General features: G+C 68.2%; 18 protein-coding genes. 7 read left to right on the top strand and 11 right to left on the bottom strand.

Features of this window, described 5'->3' with window-relative positions:
- Positions 1 to 17: 17 nt before the first annotated feature.
- The 6 genes from ACZYZ9_RS25715 to ACZYZ9_RS25690 all read right to left on the bottom strand — a co-directional run bounded on the left by ACZYZ9_RS25715 (position 18) and on the right by ACZYZ9_RS25690 (position 6,838).
- Positions 18 to 1,073, bottom strand: coding sequence for a hemolysin family protein (locus ACZYZ9_RS25715; protein WP_463828988.1), 1,056 nt, complete (start codon positions 1,071 to 1,073; stop codon positions 18 to 20).
- On the bottom strand, positions 1,070 to 2,452 hold the full coding sequence (locus ACZYZ9_RS25710) for a hemolysin family protein (protein ID WP_463828987.1): 1,383 nt from the start codon (positions 2,450 to 2,452) through the stop codon (positions 1,070 to 1,072). The genes ACZYZ9_RS25715 and ACZYZ9_RS25710 overlap by 4 nt, the downstream gene beginning before the upstream one ends.
- 7 nt (positions 2,453 to 2,459) lie before the next feature.
- Positions 2,460 to 3,896, bottom strand: coding sequence for a GuaB1 family IMP dehydrogenase-related protein (locus ACZYZ9_RS25705; RefSeq protein ID WP_463828986.1), 1,437 nt, complete (start codon positions 3,894 to 3,896; stop codon positions 2,460 to 2,462).
- 14 nt (positions 3,897 to 3,910) lie between these two features.
- Positions 3,911 to 5,368 (bottom strand): NADP-dependent phosphogluconate dehydrogenase, encoded by a 1,458-nt coding sequence (gene gndA, locus ACZYZ9_RS25700; RefSeq protein ID WP_463828985.1) that lies wholly within the window; start codon positions 5,366 to 5,368, stop codon positions 3,911 to 3,913.
- Positions 5,369 to 5,465: 97 nt separating this feature from the next.
- On the bottom strand, positions 5,466 to 6,407 hold the full coding sequence (locus tag ACZYZ9_RS25695; protein WP_463828984.1) for a M56 family metallopeptidase: 942 nt from the start codon (positions 6,405 to 6,407) through the stop codon (positions 5,466 to 5,468).
- Between the two features lie 14 nt (positions 6,408 to 6,421).
- A complete protein-coding gene (locus ACZYZ9_RS25690; protein WP_463828983.1) occupies positions 6,422 to 6,838 on the bottom strand; it encodes a BlaI/MecI/CopY family transcriptional regulator in 417 nt (138 codons plus the stop codon).
- A 315-nt stretch (positions 6,839 to 7,153) separates the two neighbouring features.
- On the opposite strand from ACZYZ9_RS25690, the gene ACZYZ9_RS25685 reads away from it, so the two are divergent.
- Complete coding sequence (locus ACZYZ9_RS25685) at positions 7,154 to 7,558, top strand: PaaI family thioesterase (protein ID WP_463828982.1); 405 nt, start codon at positions 7,154 to 7,156, stop codon at positions 7,556 to 7,558.
- Here the strand turns inward: ACZYZ9_RS25685 and ACZYZ9_RS25680 are convergent.
- The 3 genes from ACZYZ9_RS25680 to ACZYZ9_RS25670 all read right to left on the bottom strand — a co-directional run bounded on the left by ACZYZ9_RS25680 (position 7,555) and on the right by ACZYZ9_RS25670 (position 10,702).
- Positions 7,555 to 8,946 (bottom strand): NAD(P)/FAD-dependent oxidoreductase, encoded by a 1,392-nt coding sequence (locus tag ACZYZ9_RS25680; protein WP_463828981.1) that lies wholly within the window; start codon positions 8,944 to 8,946, stop codon positions 7,555 to 7,557. The genes ACZYZ9_RS25685 and ACZYZ9_RS25680 overlap by 4 nt on opposite strands.
- Before the next feature lie 142 nt (positions 8,947 to 9,088).
- Positions 9,089 to 9,997, bottom strand: coding sequence for an LLM class F420-dependent oxidoreductase (locus ACZYZ9_RS25675; protein ID WP_463828980.1), 909 nt, complete (start codon positions 9,995 to 9,997; stop codon positions 9,089 to 9,091).
- Between the two features lie 27 nt (positions 9,998 to 10,024).
- The gene (locus ACZYZ9_RS25670) at positions 10,025 to 10,702 is read right to left on the bottom strand and encodes an SDR family oxidoreductase (RefSeq protein WP_463829001.1); all 678 of its coding nucleotides are present in this window, start codon (positions 10,700 to 10,702) and stop codon (positions 10,025 to 10,027) included.
- A gap of 121 nt (positions 10,703 to 10,823) precedes the next feature.
- Here ACZYZ9_RS25670 and modA point away from each other — a divergent pair, with 121 nt between their 5' ends.
- The 6 genes from modA to ACZYZ9_RS25640 all read left to right on the top strand — a co-directional run bounded on the left by modA (position 10,824) and on the right by ACZYZ9_RS25640 (position 16,200).
- Positions 10,824 to 11,582: a molybdate ABC transporter substrate-binding protein gene (modA, locus tag ACZYZ9_RS25665; RefSeq protein ID WP_463828979.1), complete on the top strand. Its 759-nt coding sequence runs from the start codon at positions 10,824 to 10,826 to the stop codon at positions 11,580 to 11,582.
- Positions 11,582 to 12,376, top strand: coding sequence for an ABC transporter permease (locus ACZYZ9_RS25660; protein ID WP_463828978.1), 795 nt, complete (start codon positions 11,582 to 11,584; stop codon positions 12,374 to 12,376). The genes modA and ACZYZ9_RS25660 overlap by 1 nt, the downstream gene beginning before the upstream one ends.
- Entirely contained in the window at positions 12,373 to 13,482 is a 1,110-nt protein-coding gene (locus tag ACZYZ9_RS25655; protein WP_463828977.1) for a sulfate/molybdate ABC transporter ATP-binding protein, read from the top strand. The genes ACZYZ9_RS25660 and ACZYZ9_RS25655 overlap by 4 nt, the downstream gene beginning before the upstream one ends.
- 62 nt (positions 13,483 to 13,544) lie before the next feature.
- The gene (locus ACZYZ9_RS25650) at positions 13,545 to 14,756 is read left to right on the top strand and encodes an alanine and proline-rich secreted protein Apa (RefSeq protein ID WP_463828976.1); all 1,212 of its coding nucleotides are present in this window, start codon (positions 13,545 to 13,547) and stop codon (positions 14,754 to 14,756) included.
- Between the two features lie 87 nt (positions 14,757 to 14,843).
- Positions 14,844 to 15,143: a GlsB/YeaQ/YmgE family stress response membrane protein gene (locus ACZYZ9_RS25645; RefSeq protein ID WP_463828975.1), complete on the top strand. Its 300-nt coding sequence runs from the start codon at positions 14,844 to 14,846 to the stop codon at positions 15,141 to 15,143.
- 34 nt (positions 15,144 to 15,177) lie between these two features.
- Entirely contained in the window at positions 15,178 to 16,200 is a 1,023-nt protein-coding gene (locus ACZYZ9_RS25640; protein WP_463828974.1) for a zinc-binding alcohol dehydrogenase family protein, read from the top strand.
- A gap of 1 nt (position 16,201) precedes the next feature.
- On the opposite strand, the gene ACZYZ9_RS25635 is transcribed toward ACZYZ9_RS25640, so the two are convergent.
- Both ACZYZ9_RS25635 and ACZYZ9_RS25630 read right to left on the bottom strand, forming a co-directional pair.
- The gene (locus tag ACZYZ9_RS25635) at positions 16,202 to 16,954 is read right to left on the bottom strand and encodes a lysostaphin resistance A-like protein (RefSeq protein ID WP_463828973.1); all 753 of its coding nucleotides are present in this window, start codon (positions 16,952 to 16,954) and stop codon (positions 16,202 to 16,204) included.
- A gap of 39 nt (positions 16,955 to 16,993) precedes the next feature.
- Positions 16,994 to 17,668, bottom strand: a complete 675-nt coding sequence (locus ACZYZ9_RS25630; protein WP_463828972.1) for an MOSC domain-containing protein — start codon at positions 17,666 to 17,668, stop codon at positions 16,994 to 16,996.
- Positions 17,669 to 17,972: the final 304 nt, after the last annotated feature.

Raw genomic sequence — 17,972 nt, 5'->3', positions numbered from 1 at the left:
GAGCGATCCGCGGCCGCTCAGTCGCGGGGCGCGTCGTCGCGCATGTTGCCGACCAGGTCCTCCACCAGATCCTCCAGCGCGACCATGGCCACCACCGCTCCGTCGCCGGCGGTCACCAGCGCCAGGTGGCTGTTGCTGCGCCGCATCCGGGACAGCGCATCGGGCACGTTCAACGATCCGGGTAGCCGCGGCAGGGCGCGGACCAGCGCCAGATCGATCACGGTGTCCGGATGATCGCTGCCGAGTGCCAACACGTCCTTGATGTGCAGGTAACCGAGGTAGTTGCCGTCGCCGTCCACCACCGGGAACCGGGAGTAACCGGTCTGGCCCAACGCCCGTTCGATCGCGCCGATGGTGGGTCCGGATCCGGGCGCGCTGACCGGCACCGCGTGCACCCTGGCCAGCGGCACCGCCACGTCCCCGACCACCCGGGTGCGGACCCGCAGTGCCCGGGTCAGCCGGACGTGTTCCTCCTGGTCGAGCAGACCCTCGGACAGCGACTCGGCGATCATCTCTGAAAGCTCCACGGTGGACACCGTGCTGTCGAGCTCATCCCTGGGCTCCACGCCGAACAACCGCAGGATCGCGTTGGCGCACTTGTTGTAGAGCACGATGACGGGCCGTGCCAGCCGCACGTAAGGCAGATACGCCGGCACCAGCAACATTGCGGTGCGTTCCGGGCCGGCCAGTGCGATGTTCTTGGGCACCATCTCACCCAGCAACACGTGCAGGGTCACCACCAGGGCGAGCGCGATGACGAAGGCCAGGGTGTGCAGCAGCGCCGGGGGGATGCCGGTCAGCCCCAGCCAGCTGCGCAGCAGCGAAGCGACCGCCGGTTCGGCGATCCGGCCGAGCAGCAGTGAGGACACTGTGACGCCCAGCTGGGCTCCGGCCAGCATGGCCGGCAACTGTTCACCGGCCCGGATCACGGTCACCGCGCTGGCCCGGCCCTGCTCGGCCAGCGCCTCGAGGCGGTCGCGGCGGGCCGAGATCAACGCGAATTCGGCGCCCACGAAGAACCCGTTGAGGGCGATCAGCAGGATCGCCAGCAGCACCGCCAGCAGGGAGCTCATAGGGTGCCCCGCTGCGAGCCGGCTTCCTGCCGGTCATCCGGCACCTGGCCCACCTCCCACAGTTTGACCTGGTCGATGCGGCGGCCGTCCAGTTGGACCACCTTGGCCTGCCAGCGCACCGAGGCATCGGGCAGGCCGTCGCGGTCCAACGCGGGCAGTTCGACCGACTCGCCGGCCTCCGGGATGTGTCCGAGCTCGCGCAGCACCAGCCCACCGATCGTCTCGTACGGCCCCTCCGGGGCCCGGTACCCGGTGGCCGTCTCCACTTCATCAATGCGCAGCAGGCCGGAGACCTGCCAGCCGTCGCCGGAGGCGACCACGTCCGGGGTGGCGTCGTCGTGTTCGTCGCGGACGTCGCCGACGATCTCTTCGATCAGGTCCTCCACGGTCACCATCCCCGCGGTGCCGCCGTACTCGTCGACGACCATCGCAGTCTGCAACGAGTTCGCGCGTATCTCGGCCATCACCGCGTCGCCGTCCAGCGTCGACGGCACCACCGGGACCGGCTTGGCGACCGTGGTCAGCAGAGTTTGGGCGCGCTTGCCGGCCGGCACCGCGAACGCCTGTTTGACGTGCACGATGCCGACCGTCTCGTCGAGGTCGCCGCGCACCACCGGAAATCGGGAGAAGCCGGTGTCCGCGACGGCGGCAACCAGGTCGGCAACGGTGTCGTCGGTCTGCAGGGCCACGATCTTGGACCGGGGTGTCATCAGCTCCTCCGCGGTCAGGGCACCGAACTGCAGCGAGCGGTGCATCAACGCCGCGGTGACGTCGTCCAGGGAGCCGCTGCGCGCCGAGGTGCGCACCAGCGAGACCAGTTCCTGCGGAGTGCGGGCCGAGCGTAGTTCCTCGGCGGGCTCGATGCCGAGTCGACGCACGATCCAGTTCGCCGCACCGTTGGTCAGCCGGATCGCCGGGGTGAACAGGAATGAGAACAACCACTGCGGCAGCACCACCGCCCGCGCGGTGGGCAGCGGCCGGGCCACCCCCAGGTATTTGGGCACCAGCTCGCCGAAGACCATCGACACCGAGGTGACCACCAGCAGCGCCAGGATCACCGTGACCGTGTTGGCCACCTCGTCCGGCATTCCCACCGCGTCGAACCACGGGTGCGGCAGGTCGGCCACCAACGGCTCGATCAGGTAACCGGTGGCCAGCGTGGTGACCGAGATGCCCAGTTGCGCGCCCGACAGCTGGAACGACAGCCGGCGGTGCGCCCGCCGGATGAAGCGGTCCCGGGTGGCGCCGCTGCGGGCGTTGGCCTCGACGACGCTGCGGTCCAGGGCGGTCAACGAGAATTCCGCCGCGACGAATATCGCCGTCCCCAGGGTCAGCCCCAGGATGGCCAGCACGCTGATCAGAGTGCCGGGATTTGTCACAGGCCGATCACCAGCCGGTGGGCAAGGGATGCCCCTCGGCGAACCCGGCGGCCGATTGCACGCCGACCACGGCTCGCTCGTGCAACTCCTCCAAGTTCGCCGCGCCCACATAGGTGCAGGTGCTGCGTACGCCGGAGGTGATGTGGTCGATCAGATCCTCGACCCCGCCGCGCTGCGGGTCCAGCCCCATCCGCGACGTCGAGATCCCTTCCTCGAACAGTGCCTTGCGGGCCCGGTCGAACGGGCTGTCCGCGCCGGTCCGGGCCACCACCGCCCGCTTGGAGGCCATGCCGTAACTCTCTTTGTACGGCTGGTTGTCGCGGTCGCGCATCAGGTCGCCGGGGGATTCGTACGTGCCGGCGAACCACGACCCGATCATCACGTTGGCCGCACCGGCGGCCAACGCCAGCGCCACGTCACGCGGATGCCGGATGCCGCCGTCCGCCCACACATGTCCGCCCAATTGTCTTGCCGCAGCGGCACATTCGACCACCGCGGAGAACTGCGGGCGGCCCACGCCGGTCATCATCCGGGTGGTGCACATCGCTCCGGGCCCCACCCCGACCTTGACGATGCCGGCACCGGCCTCGATCAGGTCGCGGGTGCCCTGTGCGGACACCACATTGCCCGCCGCCAACGGGACCCCCAGGTCCAGCGCGGCGATCGCCTTGATCGCTTCGATGGTCTTGGCCTGATGTCCATGCGCGGTGTCGATGACCAGCACGTCCACTCCGGCCTCGGCCAGGGCCCGGGCTTTGGTGGCCGCGTCGCCGTTGATGCCCACCGCCGCGCCGATCCGCAGCCGGCCCGCACTGTCCAGGGCCGGGCTGTAGATGCCGGTGCGGATCGCCCCGGTGCGGGTCAGCACGCCGGCCAGCGCGCCGTCGGCGGCGGTCACCACCGCGACGTCGAGGGGGGCGTGTTCGAGCAGGTCGAAGATCTTGCGCGGTTCGGTGCCCTCCGGTGCGGTGACGAAGTCGGTGACGGCGACGTCGCGCACCCGGGTGAACCGGTCCACACCTGCGCACGACGCTTCGCGCACCACGCCGATCGGGCGACCCTCGAAGACCACCACCGCGACACCGTGGGCACGTTTGTGGATCAACGCCAGCGCGTCGGACACCGAGTCGTCGGGCGCCAGTGTCACCGGGGTGTCGAGCACCAGGTCACGGCCCTTGACGAACTGCACCATCTGCTGAACGGCGGGGATGGGCAGGTCCTGCGGCAGAATCACGATGCCGCCGCGGCGCGCGACCGTCTCGGCCATCCGCCGACCGGCGACCGCGGTCATGTTGGCGACCACCACCGGGATGGTGGTTCCGGAGCCGTCCACCGTGGACAGGTCGACGTCGAACCGCGAGGCGACGTCGGACCGATTGGGCACGATGAACACGTCGTTGTAGGTCAGGTCGAACGCCGGACGGTGCCCGTCGAGAAATCTCATCGTTTAGTTACTCGCTAAGCAGGTACTTCGCTTCGGTCTCCACTCCAGAGGGTGTGGAACTTCTTGCCGGGCTCCTCGTCGGTCCGTCCGTAGGTGTGCGCCCCGAAGAAGTCGCGCAGACCCTGGGTGAGCGCGGCCGGCAGCCGTTCGGTGCGCAGACCGTCGTAATAGGACAGTGCCGAAGAGAACCCCGGAATCGGGATACCCAGTTGCGTGGCAGCCACCACCACGCGCCGCCAACTGTCGATGGCGGCCTCGATCGCGTCCCGGAAATACGGCGCCACGATCAACGTGGGCAGGTCGGGGTCGTCGTCGAAGGCGTCTTTGATCCGGTTGAGAAACTTGGCCCGGATGATGCAGCCGCCGCGCCAGATGGTGGCCAGGTCACCGGGGGTGAGGTCCCAGTCGTATTCGGCGCTGCCGGCCTGGATCTGATTGAAGCCCTGCGCGTAGGCGATGATCTTCGACGCGTACAGGGCCCGCTTGACGTCCTCGATGAATTGCGCTGCGTCGCCGGGCTTGTCGCCCAGGTCCCCCGAAGCCAGTCCGGTGGTCGCCTTGCGCTGGGCCACCGACCCGGACAGCGCCCGGGCGAACACCGCCTCAGCGATGCCGGTGACCGGTACCCCGAGGTCCAAAGCTGACTTGACGGTCCAGCGACCGGTACCTTTCTGCTCGGCCTCGTCGACGATCACGTCGACCAGCGGCTTGCCGGTCTTCGCGTCGGTCTGGCGCAACACCTTGGCGGTGATCTCCACCAGGAAGCTGTCCAGATCGCCCTTGTTCCACTCGTCGAAGACGTCGGCGATCTCCGCGGCGGACTTGCCCAGCGCGTCGCGCAGCAGTTGGTAGGCCTCGCCGATCAGCTGCATGTCGGAGTATTCGATGCCGTTGTGCACCATCTTGACGAAATGACCGGCGCCGTCGGGGCCGATGTGCGTGCAGCACGGCACGCCGTCGACGTGGGCGGAAATCTCCTCGAGCAGCGGGCCCAGCGACTCATACGACTCGGCGGGCCCGCCCGGCATGATCGACGGGCCGTTGAGGGCGCCCTCTTCGCCGCCGGAGATGCCGGCGCCGACGAAGTGCAGTCCGCGTTCGCGAATCGCCTTCTCCCGACGGATGGTGTCGGTGTAGAGGGCGTTGCCGCCATCGATGATGATGTCGCCTTCTTCCATGGCGTCGGCGAGTTCGTTGATGACGGCGTCGGTCGGCTCTCCGGCTTTGACCATGATGATGACCCGGCGCGGCTTCTCCAGTGCGTCAAGGAATTCCGCGATGGTCTCGGTGCGCACGAACTCGCCGTCGGAGCCGTGTTCGTTGAGCAGCGCATCGGTTTTCGCGACCGACCGGTTGTGCAGCGCCACGGTGTAACCGTGCCGGGCGAAGTTGCGGGCCAGGTTCGAACCCATCACCGCCAGGCCGGTCACTCCGATCTGGGCGGTCGCGGTCGGCGAATCCGATGAACTCATGTCCTGCCTCTCCAGGTTGGCGAACTAGGGCGCCCGCAAGCCATTCGGATCACACTGTGACACAGCGGACCTGCGGCACTCCCGGGGTGGGTTCGGCTCAGAAGCTGACCAGCCGGTGTAGCTCTGTCAGCCACGGTACGGCCAGCGCGATGGTCGGTACCACCAGCACCGCCGCGGCGGCCAGGTAGGCCGTCACCGACAACAGCAGGCTGTTCGGCCGGCCGGAGAGCCGCCGCACACGGACCACGGTGCTCGGGCCGCCGGCAGCCAGCGCACCCGACGGTGCGCGCCCCGATGCGCAGGCGACCAGCGCCCGCGCCAGGGGAGTGCGTCCGGTGGCGCGTACCGCGCTGTCATCGGCCAGCAGTTCGACGAGCAGCTGCACTGCGCCCAGAGCGTTGGCGCTGCGCACCAGCCGCGGAAATGCGGCGTGTACAGCCGTGAATGCCTCCAGGACCAGGTCGTGACGGGCACGCAGATGGGCCCGCTCGTGGGTGAGGATGGCGGTGACTTCGCTGTCGGTGAGGGTGTTCAACGCCCCTTCGCTGACCACCACGCGGCTGCGCACGCCGGGCAGACAGTAGGCCAGTGGCTGCTTGACGTCCAGCACCCGCAGGTCGCGGGTCTGAGTGCACCGGGCCGAGTCGCGTCCGACCCCGACCAGGTCAACGACCATCCGGTGATGGGCGCGCCGGCGGCGCGTTGCAATGGCCACCCGCACCACAGCCACCATCAAGCGCGCGCCGACCAGCACGGTCAGCGTGAGAACGGCGACGTAGGCCGCCCAGAGCGGCCAGCCGAGCCGCCCCTCGGCGTCCAGGATGCCGGCGGTGGGACGGCCGTCCGGGCCGGGCATCAGCAATCGGCTGGCGATCGCGATACCGGCACTGAAGGTGGACAGGACCGCGGCCAGCGCCACGGCCTGCCAGAGCACCATGGCGGCCCGGGGAGCGCGCAGCGGCCAGGCCGCACGCGCCAGCACAGCCGGTGTCGGGCCAGCCAGCAGCACCGCAAGGATGGTGAAGGCCAGCGCAGACACGCTGTAATTCTCCCTTAGTCGTCGGCCGGAGGTCCAGCAGATGGCGAATTGCGGTGATTTGCTTCCAGTTCGGCCAGGGCGCGCCGCAGCGCATCGGCCTCGTCGGCCCCGACCCGCTCGACGAAATGCACCAGGGCGGCCTGGCGGCCGCCGGAGTCCTCGGCCTGGGCCAGGGCGTCGACCATCAGCCCGGCGACCAGTTCGTCGCGGCCGTGCACAGGTGCGTAGCGGTGTGCCCGGTCGTCGCGAATCTGGGAGACGAGATTTTTCTTCGCCAACCGCTGCAACACGGTCATCACGGTGGTGTACGCGAGGTCGCGGCGCGCAGACAATGCCTCGTGCACCTGGCGTACGGTCTGGGGTTCGGCCATAGACCACAAGTGATCCATGACTGCGCGTTCCAGATCCCCCAGCCGCGTCAGCTTGGCCATAGTTCATCTCCTGAGCGTTGGTACCAGCGTACTCCGGCTTACTACCGAGTGTCGTACCTAACCGTCACGATCTTTCCGGCTCGGTACGTCGACAACACTACGCAATCGGTGCTTGCGAAATTAGGGCAGCCTTGCCTATGCTAATTCTGGTCGAGCGAATAACGGCCGCGGAAGTGTCCTGAGGGCTGCAGTGACCCCCGGCCTACTCGATCGGCGAGCCCCGTGCCTGGTGCACGGGGCTCGCCTGTATTTCCGGGAAGCCTCACGCAGTCGCATCCACCCGGTCACAGCTACCCATGGTGTAGACACAAGGGCGTGTCATCCGCGTCCGGTACCGCCGATTTCCAAGCCCCGTTCGACAACCAGCTCGGTTTGCAGTTCACCGAACTCAGTCCCGAGGGCGCCCGCGCGCAGCTCGAGGTGAAACCGCACCTGCTGCAGCCGATGGGCCTGGTGCACGGCGGGGTTTACTGCTCGATGATCGAAAGCATGGCGAGTGTGGCCGCCTACACCTGGCTGGCCGAGCACGGCGGCGGCAACGTGGTCGGCGTCAACAACAACACCGACTTCCTGCGGGCGATCAAGTCCGGAACGGTGTACGGCAGAGCCGAGCCCGTGCACCGCGGCCGTCGCCAGCAGCTATGGCAGGTGACGATCACCGACGACGACGACCGGGTCGTGGCCCGCGGCCAGGTACGGCTGCAGAACCTCGAGGTCTAGCTGGCTTTCCGCGCGACCGCGCCGGAGTTCTGCGCTTCGGCGGCCAGTTCCGCCAGCTGTTCGAGGCGCGTTCGGGCGAATGCCTGCTGGTCGGTGATGGTGAGTTGGCCACGTCGGGTGCTCAGGAACGTCACCGTCCAGGACAGCAGCGTGGTGATCTTGGTCTTGAACCCGATCAGGTACACCAGGTGCAGCACCAGCCAGATCAGCCAGGCGATGAAGCCGCTGAACTCGAGCGGACCGATCTTGGCCACCGCGGAGAACCGCGACACCGTCGCCATGGAGCCCTTGTCGAAGTACTGGAACGGTTCCCGCTCGGCGGGGTCGGCGCCGGCGAGTTCGGCCTTGATGTTGTTCGCGACGTACTTGGCGCCCTGGATGGCCCCCTGCGCCACCCCCGGGACACCCTCCACGGCGGCCATGTCGCCGACGACGAAGACGTTGGGGTGCCCGGGAATGGACAGGTCGGGCAACACCAGGACCCGGCCGGCCCGGTCCAGTTCGACGTCTGACTGTTCGGCCAGGTCGCGACCCAAACGGCTGGCCTGCACACCGGCGGACCACACCTTGCACGCCGATTCGATCCGCCGTTCGATGCCGTCTGCGTCGCGGACCGTGATGCCGTTACGGTCCACGTCGGTGACCATGGCGCCGAGTTGGATTTCCACACCCAGCTTCTGCAACCGGGCGGCTGCCCGATCGCCGAGTTTCTCACCCATCGGGGGCAACACCGCGGGCGCCGCGTCGAGCAGGATGACCCGCGCCTTGGTCGAGTCGATGTGCCGGAATGCGCCCTTGAGGGTGTATTCGGCCAGTTCGGCGATCTGTCCGGCCATTTCAACACCGGTCGGCCCGGCGCCGACGACGGTGAAGGTCAGCAGTTTGGCCCGTCGCTCCGGGTCGCTGGACCGCTCGGCCTGCTCGAAGGCACTCAAGATCCGGCCGCGCAATTCCAGCGCATCGTCGATGGATTTCATGCCTGGCGCGAACTCGGCGAAGTGGTCGTTGCCGAAGTAGGACTGACCGGCACCGGCCGCGATGATGAGGCTGTCGTACGGAGTTTCGTAGGTGTGACCCAGCAGTTCGGAGACGACCAGCTTGTTGGCCAGGTCGATGTGGGTGACGTTGCCCAGCAACACCTGCACGTTGCGCTGCTTGCGCAGCACCACGCGGGTGGGCGGTGCGATCTCGCCCTCCGAGATGATGCCGGTGGCAACTTGGTACAGCAAAGGCTGGAACAGGTGGTGGGTGGTGCGGGCGATCAACTTGATGTCGACATCGGCGCGCTTGAGCTTCTTTGCCGCATTGAGCCCGCCGAACCCCGAACCGATGATCACGACCCGGTGCCGGCGACGCGGTTCAACTGTGAGTTCTTGCTGGGGGCTCATTTTTCGCTGCTCCTGACGGGGCTCCTCGGCGGGCGATTGCGGTTAGCTAATACCCGTCCTGAGCCTAGTCAACGCACGTCGACAAACCCAGTCGCCAGCTTGTGCGATAAACCACATCCAGCGAATTCGCGGGTGATCCGCGTTACAGGCCGAACAGCGGACGCAGCGCCTCGGCCGCGGTGGTGATCATCCCGGGCACATGCCCGTTGGGCAGGTTGATGATGACGCCGCCGACGCCGACGTCGAGAATCCTGTCCTGCACCTGATCGGCGATCTGCGCCGGACTGCCGGCGACCATGCGCGGATTGGCACGCGACTGGTCGAAGTTCTCGTCGATGATCACGGTCAACATGAGGCTGGTCTCCAGTGTCGCCGGGTCCCGCCCGGCTTCGTCGCAGCGGGCCTTGAGCGCTTCCATCTTGCGCGGCAGCTCGTCGAGGCTGGCGATGATGTTGAGGTGATCGAAATGGCGGGCGGCCAGGGCAAATGTCTTCTTCTCGCCGCTGCCGCCGATCAGCAGCGGGATGTGATCGCGAAAACGCGGATTGGCCATGGCCTCGTTGGCCTGGTACCAGGTTCCGGCGAAGGTGGGGCGCTCGCCTTTGATCATCGGCAGGATGATCTGCAGCGCCTCGTCGAGGCGGTTGAACCTGTCGGTGAAGGTGCCGAATTCGAAGCCGAGCTGCTCGTGTTCGAGCTGGAACCAGCCGGTGCCGATGCCCAGCACCGCCCGTCCACCACTCACCACGTCCAGCGTGGTGATGACCTTCGCCAGCAGCGCCGGATTGCGGTAGGTGTTGCCCGTGACCAAGGTGCCCAGCTGCAGCCGCTCGGTGGCGGTGGCCAGCGCGCCCAAGGCCGTGTAGGCCTCCAGCATGGGCTGGTCGGGAGTCCCGAGCATGGGCAGTTGATAGAAGTGATCCATCACGAAAAGCGAGTCGTAGCCGGCTGTTTCGGCTTCCTGCGCTTGCGCGATGACCGTCGGGAACAGGTTTTCTACGCCCGTGCCGTAGGAGAAGTTGGGAATCTGGAAACCCAGCCGAATTGCCACGGTGTCCACCGTAGCCGTCGGCGGGTGTCAGGCGAACTGCGCCAGCGCCCCGTGGCTCACGTGCAACGTCTGACCGGTGATGTGCCGGGCTGCCGGGGTGGTGAGGAACAGCGACAGCCGGGCGATCTCGGCCGCCACGGGCGCCGGTGAGCGCGAAAGACCCTCGTAACCGGCCTGCACACTGCGACCGCAGGCCACGGCGTTCACGGTGATGCCCCGGGTTCCGTACACCTCGGCCTGGCCGCTGACCCAGCTGGAGAGCGCTGCTTTGATCGCAGCGTCCACGCTGCCGGTGGCCGGGTTTTCCGGCAGCACGCTGATGATGTGCCCGCCCGAGCGCAGATGGTCACCGACACATTGCACCGTCAGCACCGCGGAGAGCACTGTCGCGTCCAATGCCTTGCGCCATGCCGTTGCCGTGTCGGACAGCGTGTAGGCCCGGGGGTCGCCGGCGTCCCAGGTCGGGGCCGGAATGTTGACGATGGTGTCCAGGTGGTGGGGGAACAGGCTGCGCGCCTCGGTGAGGCTGGCCGGATCGGTGGTATCGCACACGATCGCGTCGACGTCGAGTTCCTTGGCAATGACCTCGAGGTCGCTACCGCGCGCGCCCACCAGGGTCACTTTATGGCCGTCGTCGCGGAACCCCTCGGCTACCGCGCGCCCCAAATCGGTGTCGCCGCCAGTGACAACAACTTCCACTGCCAGACCTCCTTGTGCGGCATCAATTCCGATTCATGTTACTGGACAGTAGCTATTCGGCGAAACCGAACACCGCCACGACGCGCTGACGATTCGGGTAACTATTCAGCTGCGCTACGTTCTAGCGATGCGCCGTGTCGGGTTGCCCGCCGTCTTCCTGGCGACGGCGCTGGTGGTGGGCTTGACCGGGTGCCACTCGTCGCCGTCGCGGGACCGGGCGCTGGTGGTGTTCGCGGCCGCATCGCTGAACCCGGCCTTCACTCAGATCGCCGAACGGTTCAGAGCGGACAACCCCGGGGTCGACGTCAAGTTCAACTTCGGGGGTTCTTCCGACCTGGCCGCTCAGCTGACCCAGGGTGCCACCGCCGACGTCTTCGCCTCCGCGGATGCCGCACAGATGGACAAGGTCGCGAAGGCCGGGCTGCCGGCCGCCGATCCGGCCACCTTCGCCGCCAACACGCTGGTCATCGTGACCGCACCGGGCAATCCGAAGCACGTGCAGTCTTTTGCCGATCTGGCCGCACCGGGTCTTCACGTGGTGGTCTGTCAGCGTCCGGTGCCGTGCGGCGCCGCCACCGCCCGGGTAGCAGAAATCAGCGGGGTCAGACTGCACCCGGTCAGCGAAGAACCGAGCGTCACCGACGCGCTGAACAAAGTCACCTCCGGACAGGCCGACGCCGCGTTGGTGTATGTGACCGACGCGCTCGACGCCGGCAGCAAGGTGGCGACGGTGCGGTTCCCCGAGGCCGCCCGCGCGGTGAACACCTATTCGGTCGCGGTGCTGAAGAACGCATCGCAGCCTGCGCTGGCTCGGAAATTTGCAGCGACGGTGACCGGCCAGGCAGGGCAGCAGATCCTGGACCGGGCGGGCTTCGTCAAACCCTGATGCGCGCCGGGACGGATTTGCCTCGCTGGGTCTACCTGCCCGCCGCGATCGGGACGGTCTTTGTCGGCCTGCCGCTGGTCGGGATCGCGCTCAAGGTGGACTGGCTGCACTTCTGGTCGCTGATCAGCAGCGAATCGTCGGCAACCGCGCTGCTGCTCAGTATGAAGACCGCGGCGGCGAGCACCGCGTTGTGTGTGCTGCTGGGGGTGCCGATGGCGCTGGTGCTCGCGCGCAGCCGGCTACGCCTGGTCCGCGTGCTGCGACCGCTGATTCTGCTTCCGCTGGTGCTGCCGCCGGTCGTCGGGGGCATCGCGCTGCTCTACGTCTTCGGACGGCTCGGCCTGCTGGGACGGTATCTGGAGGCCGCGGGCGTCAGCATCGCGTTCAGCACCTCCGCTGTGGTGCTGGCGCAGGCCTTCGTGTCATTGCCGTTCCTGGTGATCTCCCTGGAGGGTGCCGCGCGTAGCGCCGGAGCCGACTACGAGGTGGTGGCGGCGACGCTGGGTGCGCGACCCACCACGATCTGGTGGCGGGTCACCATGCCGTTGCTGCTGCCGGGCCTGGTGTCCGGGGCCGTGCTGGCATTCGCCCGGGCGCTGGGCGAGTTCGGCGCCACGCTGACCTTCGCCGGGTCGCTGCAGGGCGTCACCCGAACGTTGCCGCTCGAGATCTATTTGCGCCGGGTCGACGACCCCGACGCCGCGGTCGCGCTGTCACTGCTGTTGGTGGCGGTCGCCGCCCTGGTGGTGCTCGGCCTGGGTGCCCGCCGGGTTACCGCGGCCGAAGCGCGATGAGCGATCTCGCGTTGCGCGCGATGGTCAAGGAGCGCTGTCTGGACGTGGAATTCGGCGTGGCCGCGGGGGAGGTGCTGGCGGTGTTGGGTCCCAACGGCGCCGGGAAGTCGACCGCGCTGCAGGTGATCGCGGGTTTGCTGCGGCCCGATACGGGGCTGGTGCGACTTGGCGACCGGGTGCTGACCGACACCGCTGCCGGGATACAAGTGGCCACACACGACCGCCGAGTCGGGCTGCTGTTGCCGAATCCGCTGCTGTTTCCGCATTTGACGGTCGCCGCGAACGTGGCGTTCGGACCGCGCAGTCGGAGCCCGCTGTTCCGGTTCGGGCGCTCCCGCGACCACCGTGCGGCACTGCACTGGCTGGGCCAGGTGCACGCCGAGGAGCTTGCCGAGCGCACGCCGCAGCAGTTGTCTGGCGGGCAGGCGCAGCGCGTGGCGATTGCCCGTGCCTTGGCCGTCGAACCGGAGATACTGCTGCTCGACGAGCCCCTGACCGGTCTTGACGTCGCTGCGGCCGCCTCGGTTCGCGCGGTGTTGCGCGATGTGGTCGTGCGCGGCGGCTGTGCGGCCATTGTGGTCACTCATGACCTGTTGGATGTGCTGGCCCTTGCTGATCGGGTGCTGGTGCTCGAGTCGGGCCGGATCGTCGAGGCCGGCACGGTGGCCGAGGTCCTGGCCGCCCCGCGCAGTCATTTCGGCGCCCGGTTCGCCGGTGTCAACTTGGTCAACGGAACGATCCGATCCGACGGTGCGCTACACACCCCGTCCGGCCAGATCTGGCACGGCGCCGCGGGTGCGGCGGCCGGGATCTCTGGTGGTCAGCCTGCGGTGGCGGTATTCGCGCCCGCGAGTGTGGCCGTGTACGCGGAAAGACCGCACGGCAGCCCGCGCAACATCGTCGAAGTCGTCGTCGCCGCAATGGACAGTCGCGGGGCGGCGGTGACGGTCCGCGGTGCCGACCAAGCCGATGGTGCGCCGGGCCTGGCCGCCGACATCACCGTCGAGGCGGCTGCAGAATTGCAGCTCACGACGGGCGACCGGGTCTGGTTCACCGTCAAGGCCGCCGAAGTGGCCCTGCATCCGGTGTGGCGGCGACGGGAATGAACTGCGGTGACACCGGCCGGGCCATCCTTGCTTCGCAGCGTTGACACGGTAGGTTCGTCGCCATGCAGCAGGTGCACTCGAACCCGACCCGTCGTAAGGGGCTGTGGGCGTCGTTGGCGATCGCCGCGGCCACCAGCGCCAGCGTCGTGACCATTGCTTTGCCGGCAACCGCGGGCGCCGACCCGGAGCCGGCGCCGCCGAGCCCGTCGGCCCAGGCGTCTCCGGCTCCGCCGCCCGGTGCCGGTGCGTCGCCCGCTCCCGGCGCACCCGCGCCGATCGCGCAGCCCGGTGACCCCAACGCGGTCCCGCCGACCGACCCTATGGCGCCGCCGCCTGACCCCGCTGCGCCTGAGCCTGGGCGGGTGACCAACGCCGTCGGCGGGTTCAGCTTCGTGGTGCCGGCAGGCTGGGTGGAGTCGGACGCGTCCCACCTCGACTACGGGTCCGCGCTGCTGAGCAAGGCGGCCGGGGAGGCGCCGATGCCCGGTCAGGCTCCGGCGGTGGCCAACGACACCCGGATCGTGCTGGGGCGGCTGGACCAGAAGCTCTACGCGAGCGCCGAGGCCACCAACCCGAAGGCCGCGGTTCGACTCGGCTCGGACATGGGCGAGTTCTTCATGCCGTACCCGGGGACCCGGCTCAACCAGGAGACGATTCCGCTCAACGCCAACGGGATCTCGGGCAGCGCGTCGTACTACGAGGTGAAGTTCAGCGACGCCGCCAAGCCGGTGGGCCAGATCTGGACCGGTGTGGTCGGCACCCCCGCGGGCGCCACCCCCGCGGCCGGCCCGCCGCAGCGCTGGTTCGTGGTGTGGCTGGGCACGTCCAATAACCCGATCGACAAGAACGCCGCCAAGGTGCTCGCCGAGTCGATCCGGCCTTGGAATGCGCCGGCGGCTCCCGCTCCGGAGGGTGTCGCGGGTGCCCCCGCCCCGGGCGCTCCCGCACCCGCGGCTCCCGTCCCCGGTGCGCCGGCACCAGCTGCGCCGGCTCCAGCGGCAGGTGCTCCGGCAGCGCCCGCTCCAGCTGCGCCGGCTCCAGCGGCAGGTGCTCCGGCAGCGCCGGCTCCAGTGGCAGGTGCTCCGGCAGCGCCGGCACCGGCTGCGGGTGCGCCGGCGGCGCCGGCACCGGCTGCGGGTGCGCCGGCACCGGCAGCGCCCGTCCCAGGGGCGCCCGCACCGGACGCCGGCGCTCCTGCACCCGCGCAGGTTCCCGGCCAGGCTCCGGCCTCGGGGAATCCCGCGCCGGCCGAACCACGCAGCCAACCCGCTTAGTGTCGAATTCGTGATCTAGACGGGGTATACCCGACATCACGGTCCGGCATTGGGGCTGGACTGTCAGTGACTGCAAGGAGACCCCTCATGGACGTTGTGGCAACAACCGAGTTTCTCGCTCGCTCAACAACTCTGACCAGCGTGGGTGTTGTCGGTTACATCATCATCGGGGCGCTGGCGGGCTGGATCGCCGGCAAGATCGTCCGCGGCGGTGGCGCCGGGATCCTGATGAACATCGTGATCGGCGTCGTCGGAGCGTTGCTCGGCGGTTTTCTGCTCAGCTTCGCTTTCGACACCGCTTCGGGCGGTTGGTGGTTCACCTTCTTCACTGCGATCCTCGGCTCGGTGATCCTGCTGTGGCTCGTCGGAATGGTGCGCAAGACGTAACCGGCGTACTGCGTGGCCGCGGCGCGGTGCACTGATGGCGTCACATTCGCCCACGATGGCCGCCTGGCAGGTGTGCCGACCCGGGCCGATACCCAGCAGGCCACTCGAGCGCGTCACCGTCGACGTCCCGCGGCCCGACCCGGCTGAGCTGCTGGTGGCAGTCCTGGCGTGCGGGGTGTGCCGCACCGACCTACACGTCACTGAGGGTGATCTGCCCATCCACCGGGAGCGCGTCACTCCCGGCCACGAAGTGGTCGGCGAGGTGGTCGAGGTCGGCTCCGACGTGGCTGGTGACTTCGCAGTGGGGGACCGGGTGGGTATCGCCTGGCTGCGCCACACCTGCGGGGAGTGCAAATATTGCCGCCGGGGGGACGAGAATCTGTGCCCCGCATCGCGCTACACCGGGTGGGATGCCGACGGCGGTTACGCCGAATACGCCACGGTGCCGGCAGCTTTTGCCCATCACCTGCCCGACGGCTACCGCGACACCGAGCTGGCGCCGTTATTGTGTGCCGGCATCATCGGATACCGGTCTTTGGTGCGCGCCGAGTTGCCGCCCGGCGGACGGCTGGGCCTCTACGGTTTCGGCGGCAGCGCCCACATCACCGCGCAGGTGGCGTTGGCGCAGGGCGCCGAAGTCCACGTGATGACCCGCGGCGCACAAGCGCGCGAGCTGGCCTTGGCGCTGGGTGCCGCCTCCGCACAGGGTGCCGACGAATCCCCGCCCGTCCCGCTGGACGCGGCGATACTTTTCGCTCCGGTCGGAGATCTGGTGCTGCCCGCCCTGGCGGCACTCGACCGGGGCGGCACCTTGTCGGTGGCCGGGATCCATCTCACTGACATCCCGGCCCTGAACTATCAGCGCCACCTCTTTCAGGAGCGCCAGCTACGGTCGGTGACCTCGAACACCCGAGCCGATGCGCGGGCCTTCCTCGCCTTCGCCGCGCAGCATCGGCTTCACCTCACCACGCCGGAATATCCACTCGGGCAGGCTGACCTAGCCTTGGCCGACCTCAGCTCCGGTCGCATCGCCGGCGCGGCCGTGTTGCTGGTGTGAGTCAGGTCGACAGGTGCCAGACCAGGGCCGCGGCCAGCGCGCCCATCCCGTTCAGCGACCAGTGCAGCGCGATGGGCGCGATCAGGCTGCCACTGCGCCGGCGCAGCCAGCTGAAGACGAATCCGGCGGCGCCGGTCGCCAGCACCGCCATCGTCACACCTGCCAGCATTCCGAAGAACCCGCCGCCGAACAGCCGGGTGAACCCGACATTGTTGCTGGTCAGGCCCAGCGACGTCGCCACGTGCCACAGCCCGAACAACAGCGAACCGGCCATCGCGACCCCGCGGAATCCCCAGGCCCGGTCCAGCGCGCCGTGCAGCACGCCGCGGAAAGCCAGTTCCTCGGGAATGACGGTCTGCAAAGGGATGATGACCATCGAAGCGATCAGCGCGCCGGAGACGGTCGCGTAATGGTTGTTCAGGAACATCGGCCGAGTCGCCGGCAACAGCACTCCGACCGCGATCACCGAGACGACCAGCCCGACGGCGGCCAGCGCGTAGGTCATACCGGATTTCCAGTGTTCGCGACCCAGACCGAGCTCGGCCCAGTCCAGACCCCGCCAACGAATCAGCAGAACTAGCCCCACCGCCGCGGCGGGAACCGTCGCGATACTGGCCCAGGGCGTGGTGAAGTGCGCAACCAGGTTCGCGGTCACCAGCACCGCGACGACGACGACCACGTCGGCATAAAGGCGGGAGCGGCCCGACTGCACGTCGAGCACAACGTCAGCCCGGTCCGCAGTACCGCCATGCATTCAACCGATTCTACCGGCGAACGACGCCGGCGCGGCGGCTTAGTTCTGCTGCGCTGCCAGACGCCGGCGCGCATAGGTCTTGAGTTCGGCCGAGAGCGCCTCCACGTCGAGGAGCTGCGGAAGTAGTTCTGGTTCGGTCATCTTCGCGCGGAAGACCAGTCCGACTGTCACGTCGTGGTCGGGTCGGTAGTCGATGGTGATGTCGTCGTCGGCACGTACCGTCCCAGGCTCGATGACCCGCAGATAAGCACCGGGTTTGCCCGCCTGGGTGAAAGTCTTGATCCAGTGCTTGAGGTCGAGGAAGGCCGCGAACGTACGACATGGCGTTCTGGGGGCGGAGACCTCCAGCAGCAGCCCGTCCGAACCGACCCGCCAGCGTTCACCGATCAGCGCATTGGTGAGGTCGACGCCCTGGGTGGTCAGGTTTTCGCCGAACATGCCGTCGGTGAGGGGGCGGGCGAGTTTCGCTTCCCAGTCGTCCAGGTCTTCTCGCGCATAGGTGTAGACGGCCTGGTCGTCGCCGCCGTGCAGCTTCTGGTTGCCGATGGCGTCGCCGACCAGACCGCTGCCCAGGCCGCGGCGCAGCGGGCCCGGCGCGCGTACCGCGACGGCATCGGCGACGGGCAGCTTGTCGATGCCGGTGATCTTGGCCGCCGCGCGGGGGTCCGGATTGCTTCGGACGCGAGCTACGTTGACGGACAACACCTTCGGCATCCGCACAGGGTAACGCGGTGCGGTCGATTAGCCACGAGCGAGCCATCCTGACTCACCCCGTAGCACGCCGCTGTGCGAGGAAGTCTAAGTCAGATGTTATCTACCAGGACATCGGTGACAGTTCGAGTGGTCCTGGTGGTGACACGACCCCGCGGCCCACGCCCAAAACCAGCAAACCGTCACCGAAGTCCCGAGCCATCACAGAAGTCTAAGTCAGCATAATTTGGTATAATCGAACGTATGTTCGAGCAGTTGTGTGATGAGGCGCCGCCGCCTCGGGAGGACCCGTCGCTGTATTGGGCCT

This window comes from Mycobacterium sp. IDUB_28 (assembly GCF_055419285.1).
This window is presented reverse-complemented; position numbering and strand designations above follow the sequence as displayed.

Coding starts and splice junctions, on each gene's coding strand:
- ACZYZ9_RS25715 (WP_463828988.1), bottom strand. CDS start 1,073: ATGAGCTCCCTGCTGGCGGTGCTGCTGGCGATCCTGCTGATCGCCCTC.
- ACZYZ9_RS25705 (WP_463828986.1), bottom strand. CDS start 3,896: ATGAGATTTCTCGACGGGCACCGTCCGGCGTTCGACCTGACCTACAAC.
- gndA (WP_463828985.1), bottom strand. CDS start 5,368: ATGAGTTCATCGGATTCGCCGACCGCGACCGCCCAGATCGGAGTGACC.
- ACZYZ9_RS25690 (WP_463828983.1), bottom strand. CDS start 6,838: ATGGCCAAGCTGACGCGGCTGGGGGATCTGGAACGCGCAGTCATGGAT.
- ACZYZ9_RS25680 (WP_463828981.1), bottom strand. CDS start 8,946: ATGAGCCCCCAGCAAGAACTCACAGTTGAACCGCGTCGCCGGCACCGG.
- modA (WP_463828979.1), top strand. CDS start 10,824: ATGCGCCGTGTCGGGTTGCCCGCCGTCTTCCTGGCGACGGCGCTGGTG.
- ACZYZ9_RS25660 (WP_463828978.1), top strand. CDS start 11,582: ATGCGCGCCGGGACGGATTTGCCTCGCTGGGTCTACCTGCCCGCCGCG.
- ACZYZ9_RS25655 (WP_463828977.1), top strand. CDS start 12,373: ATGAGCGATCTCGCGTTGCGCGCGATGGTCAAGGAGCGCTGTCTGGAC.
- ACZYZ9_RS25650 (WP_463828976.1), top strand. CDS start 13,545: ATGCAGCAGGTGCACTCGAACCCGACCCGTCGTAAGGGGCTGTGGGCG.
- ACZYZ9_RS25645 (WP_463828975.1), top strand. CDS start 14,844: ATGGACGTTGTGGCAACAACCGAGTTTCTCGCTCGCTCAACAACTCTG.
- ACZYZ9_RS25640 (WP_463828974.1), top strand. CDS start 15,178: ATGGCGTCACATTCGCCCACGATGGCCGCCTGGCAGGTGTGCCGACCC.
- ACZYZ9_RS25635 (WP_463828973.1), bottom strand. CDS start 16,954: ATGCATGGCGGTACTGCGGACCGGGCTGACGTTGTGCTCGACGTGCAG.
- ACZYZ9_RS25630 (WP_463828972.1), bottom strand. CDS start 17,668: ATGCCGAAGGTGTTGTCCGTCAACGTAGCTCGCGTCCGAAGCAATCCG.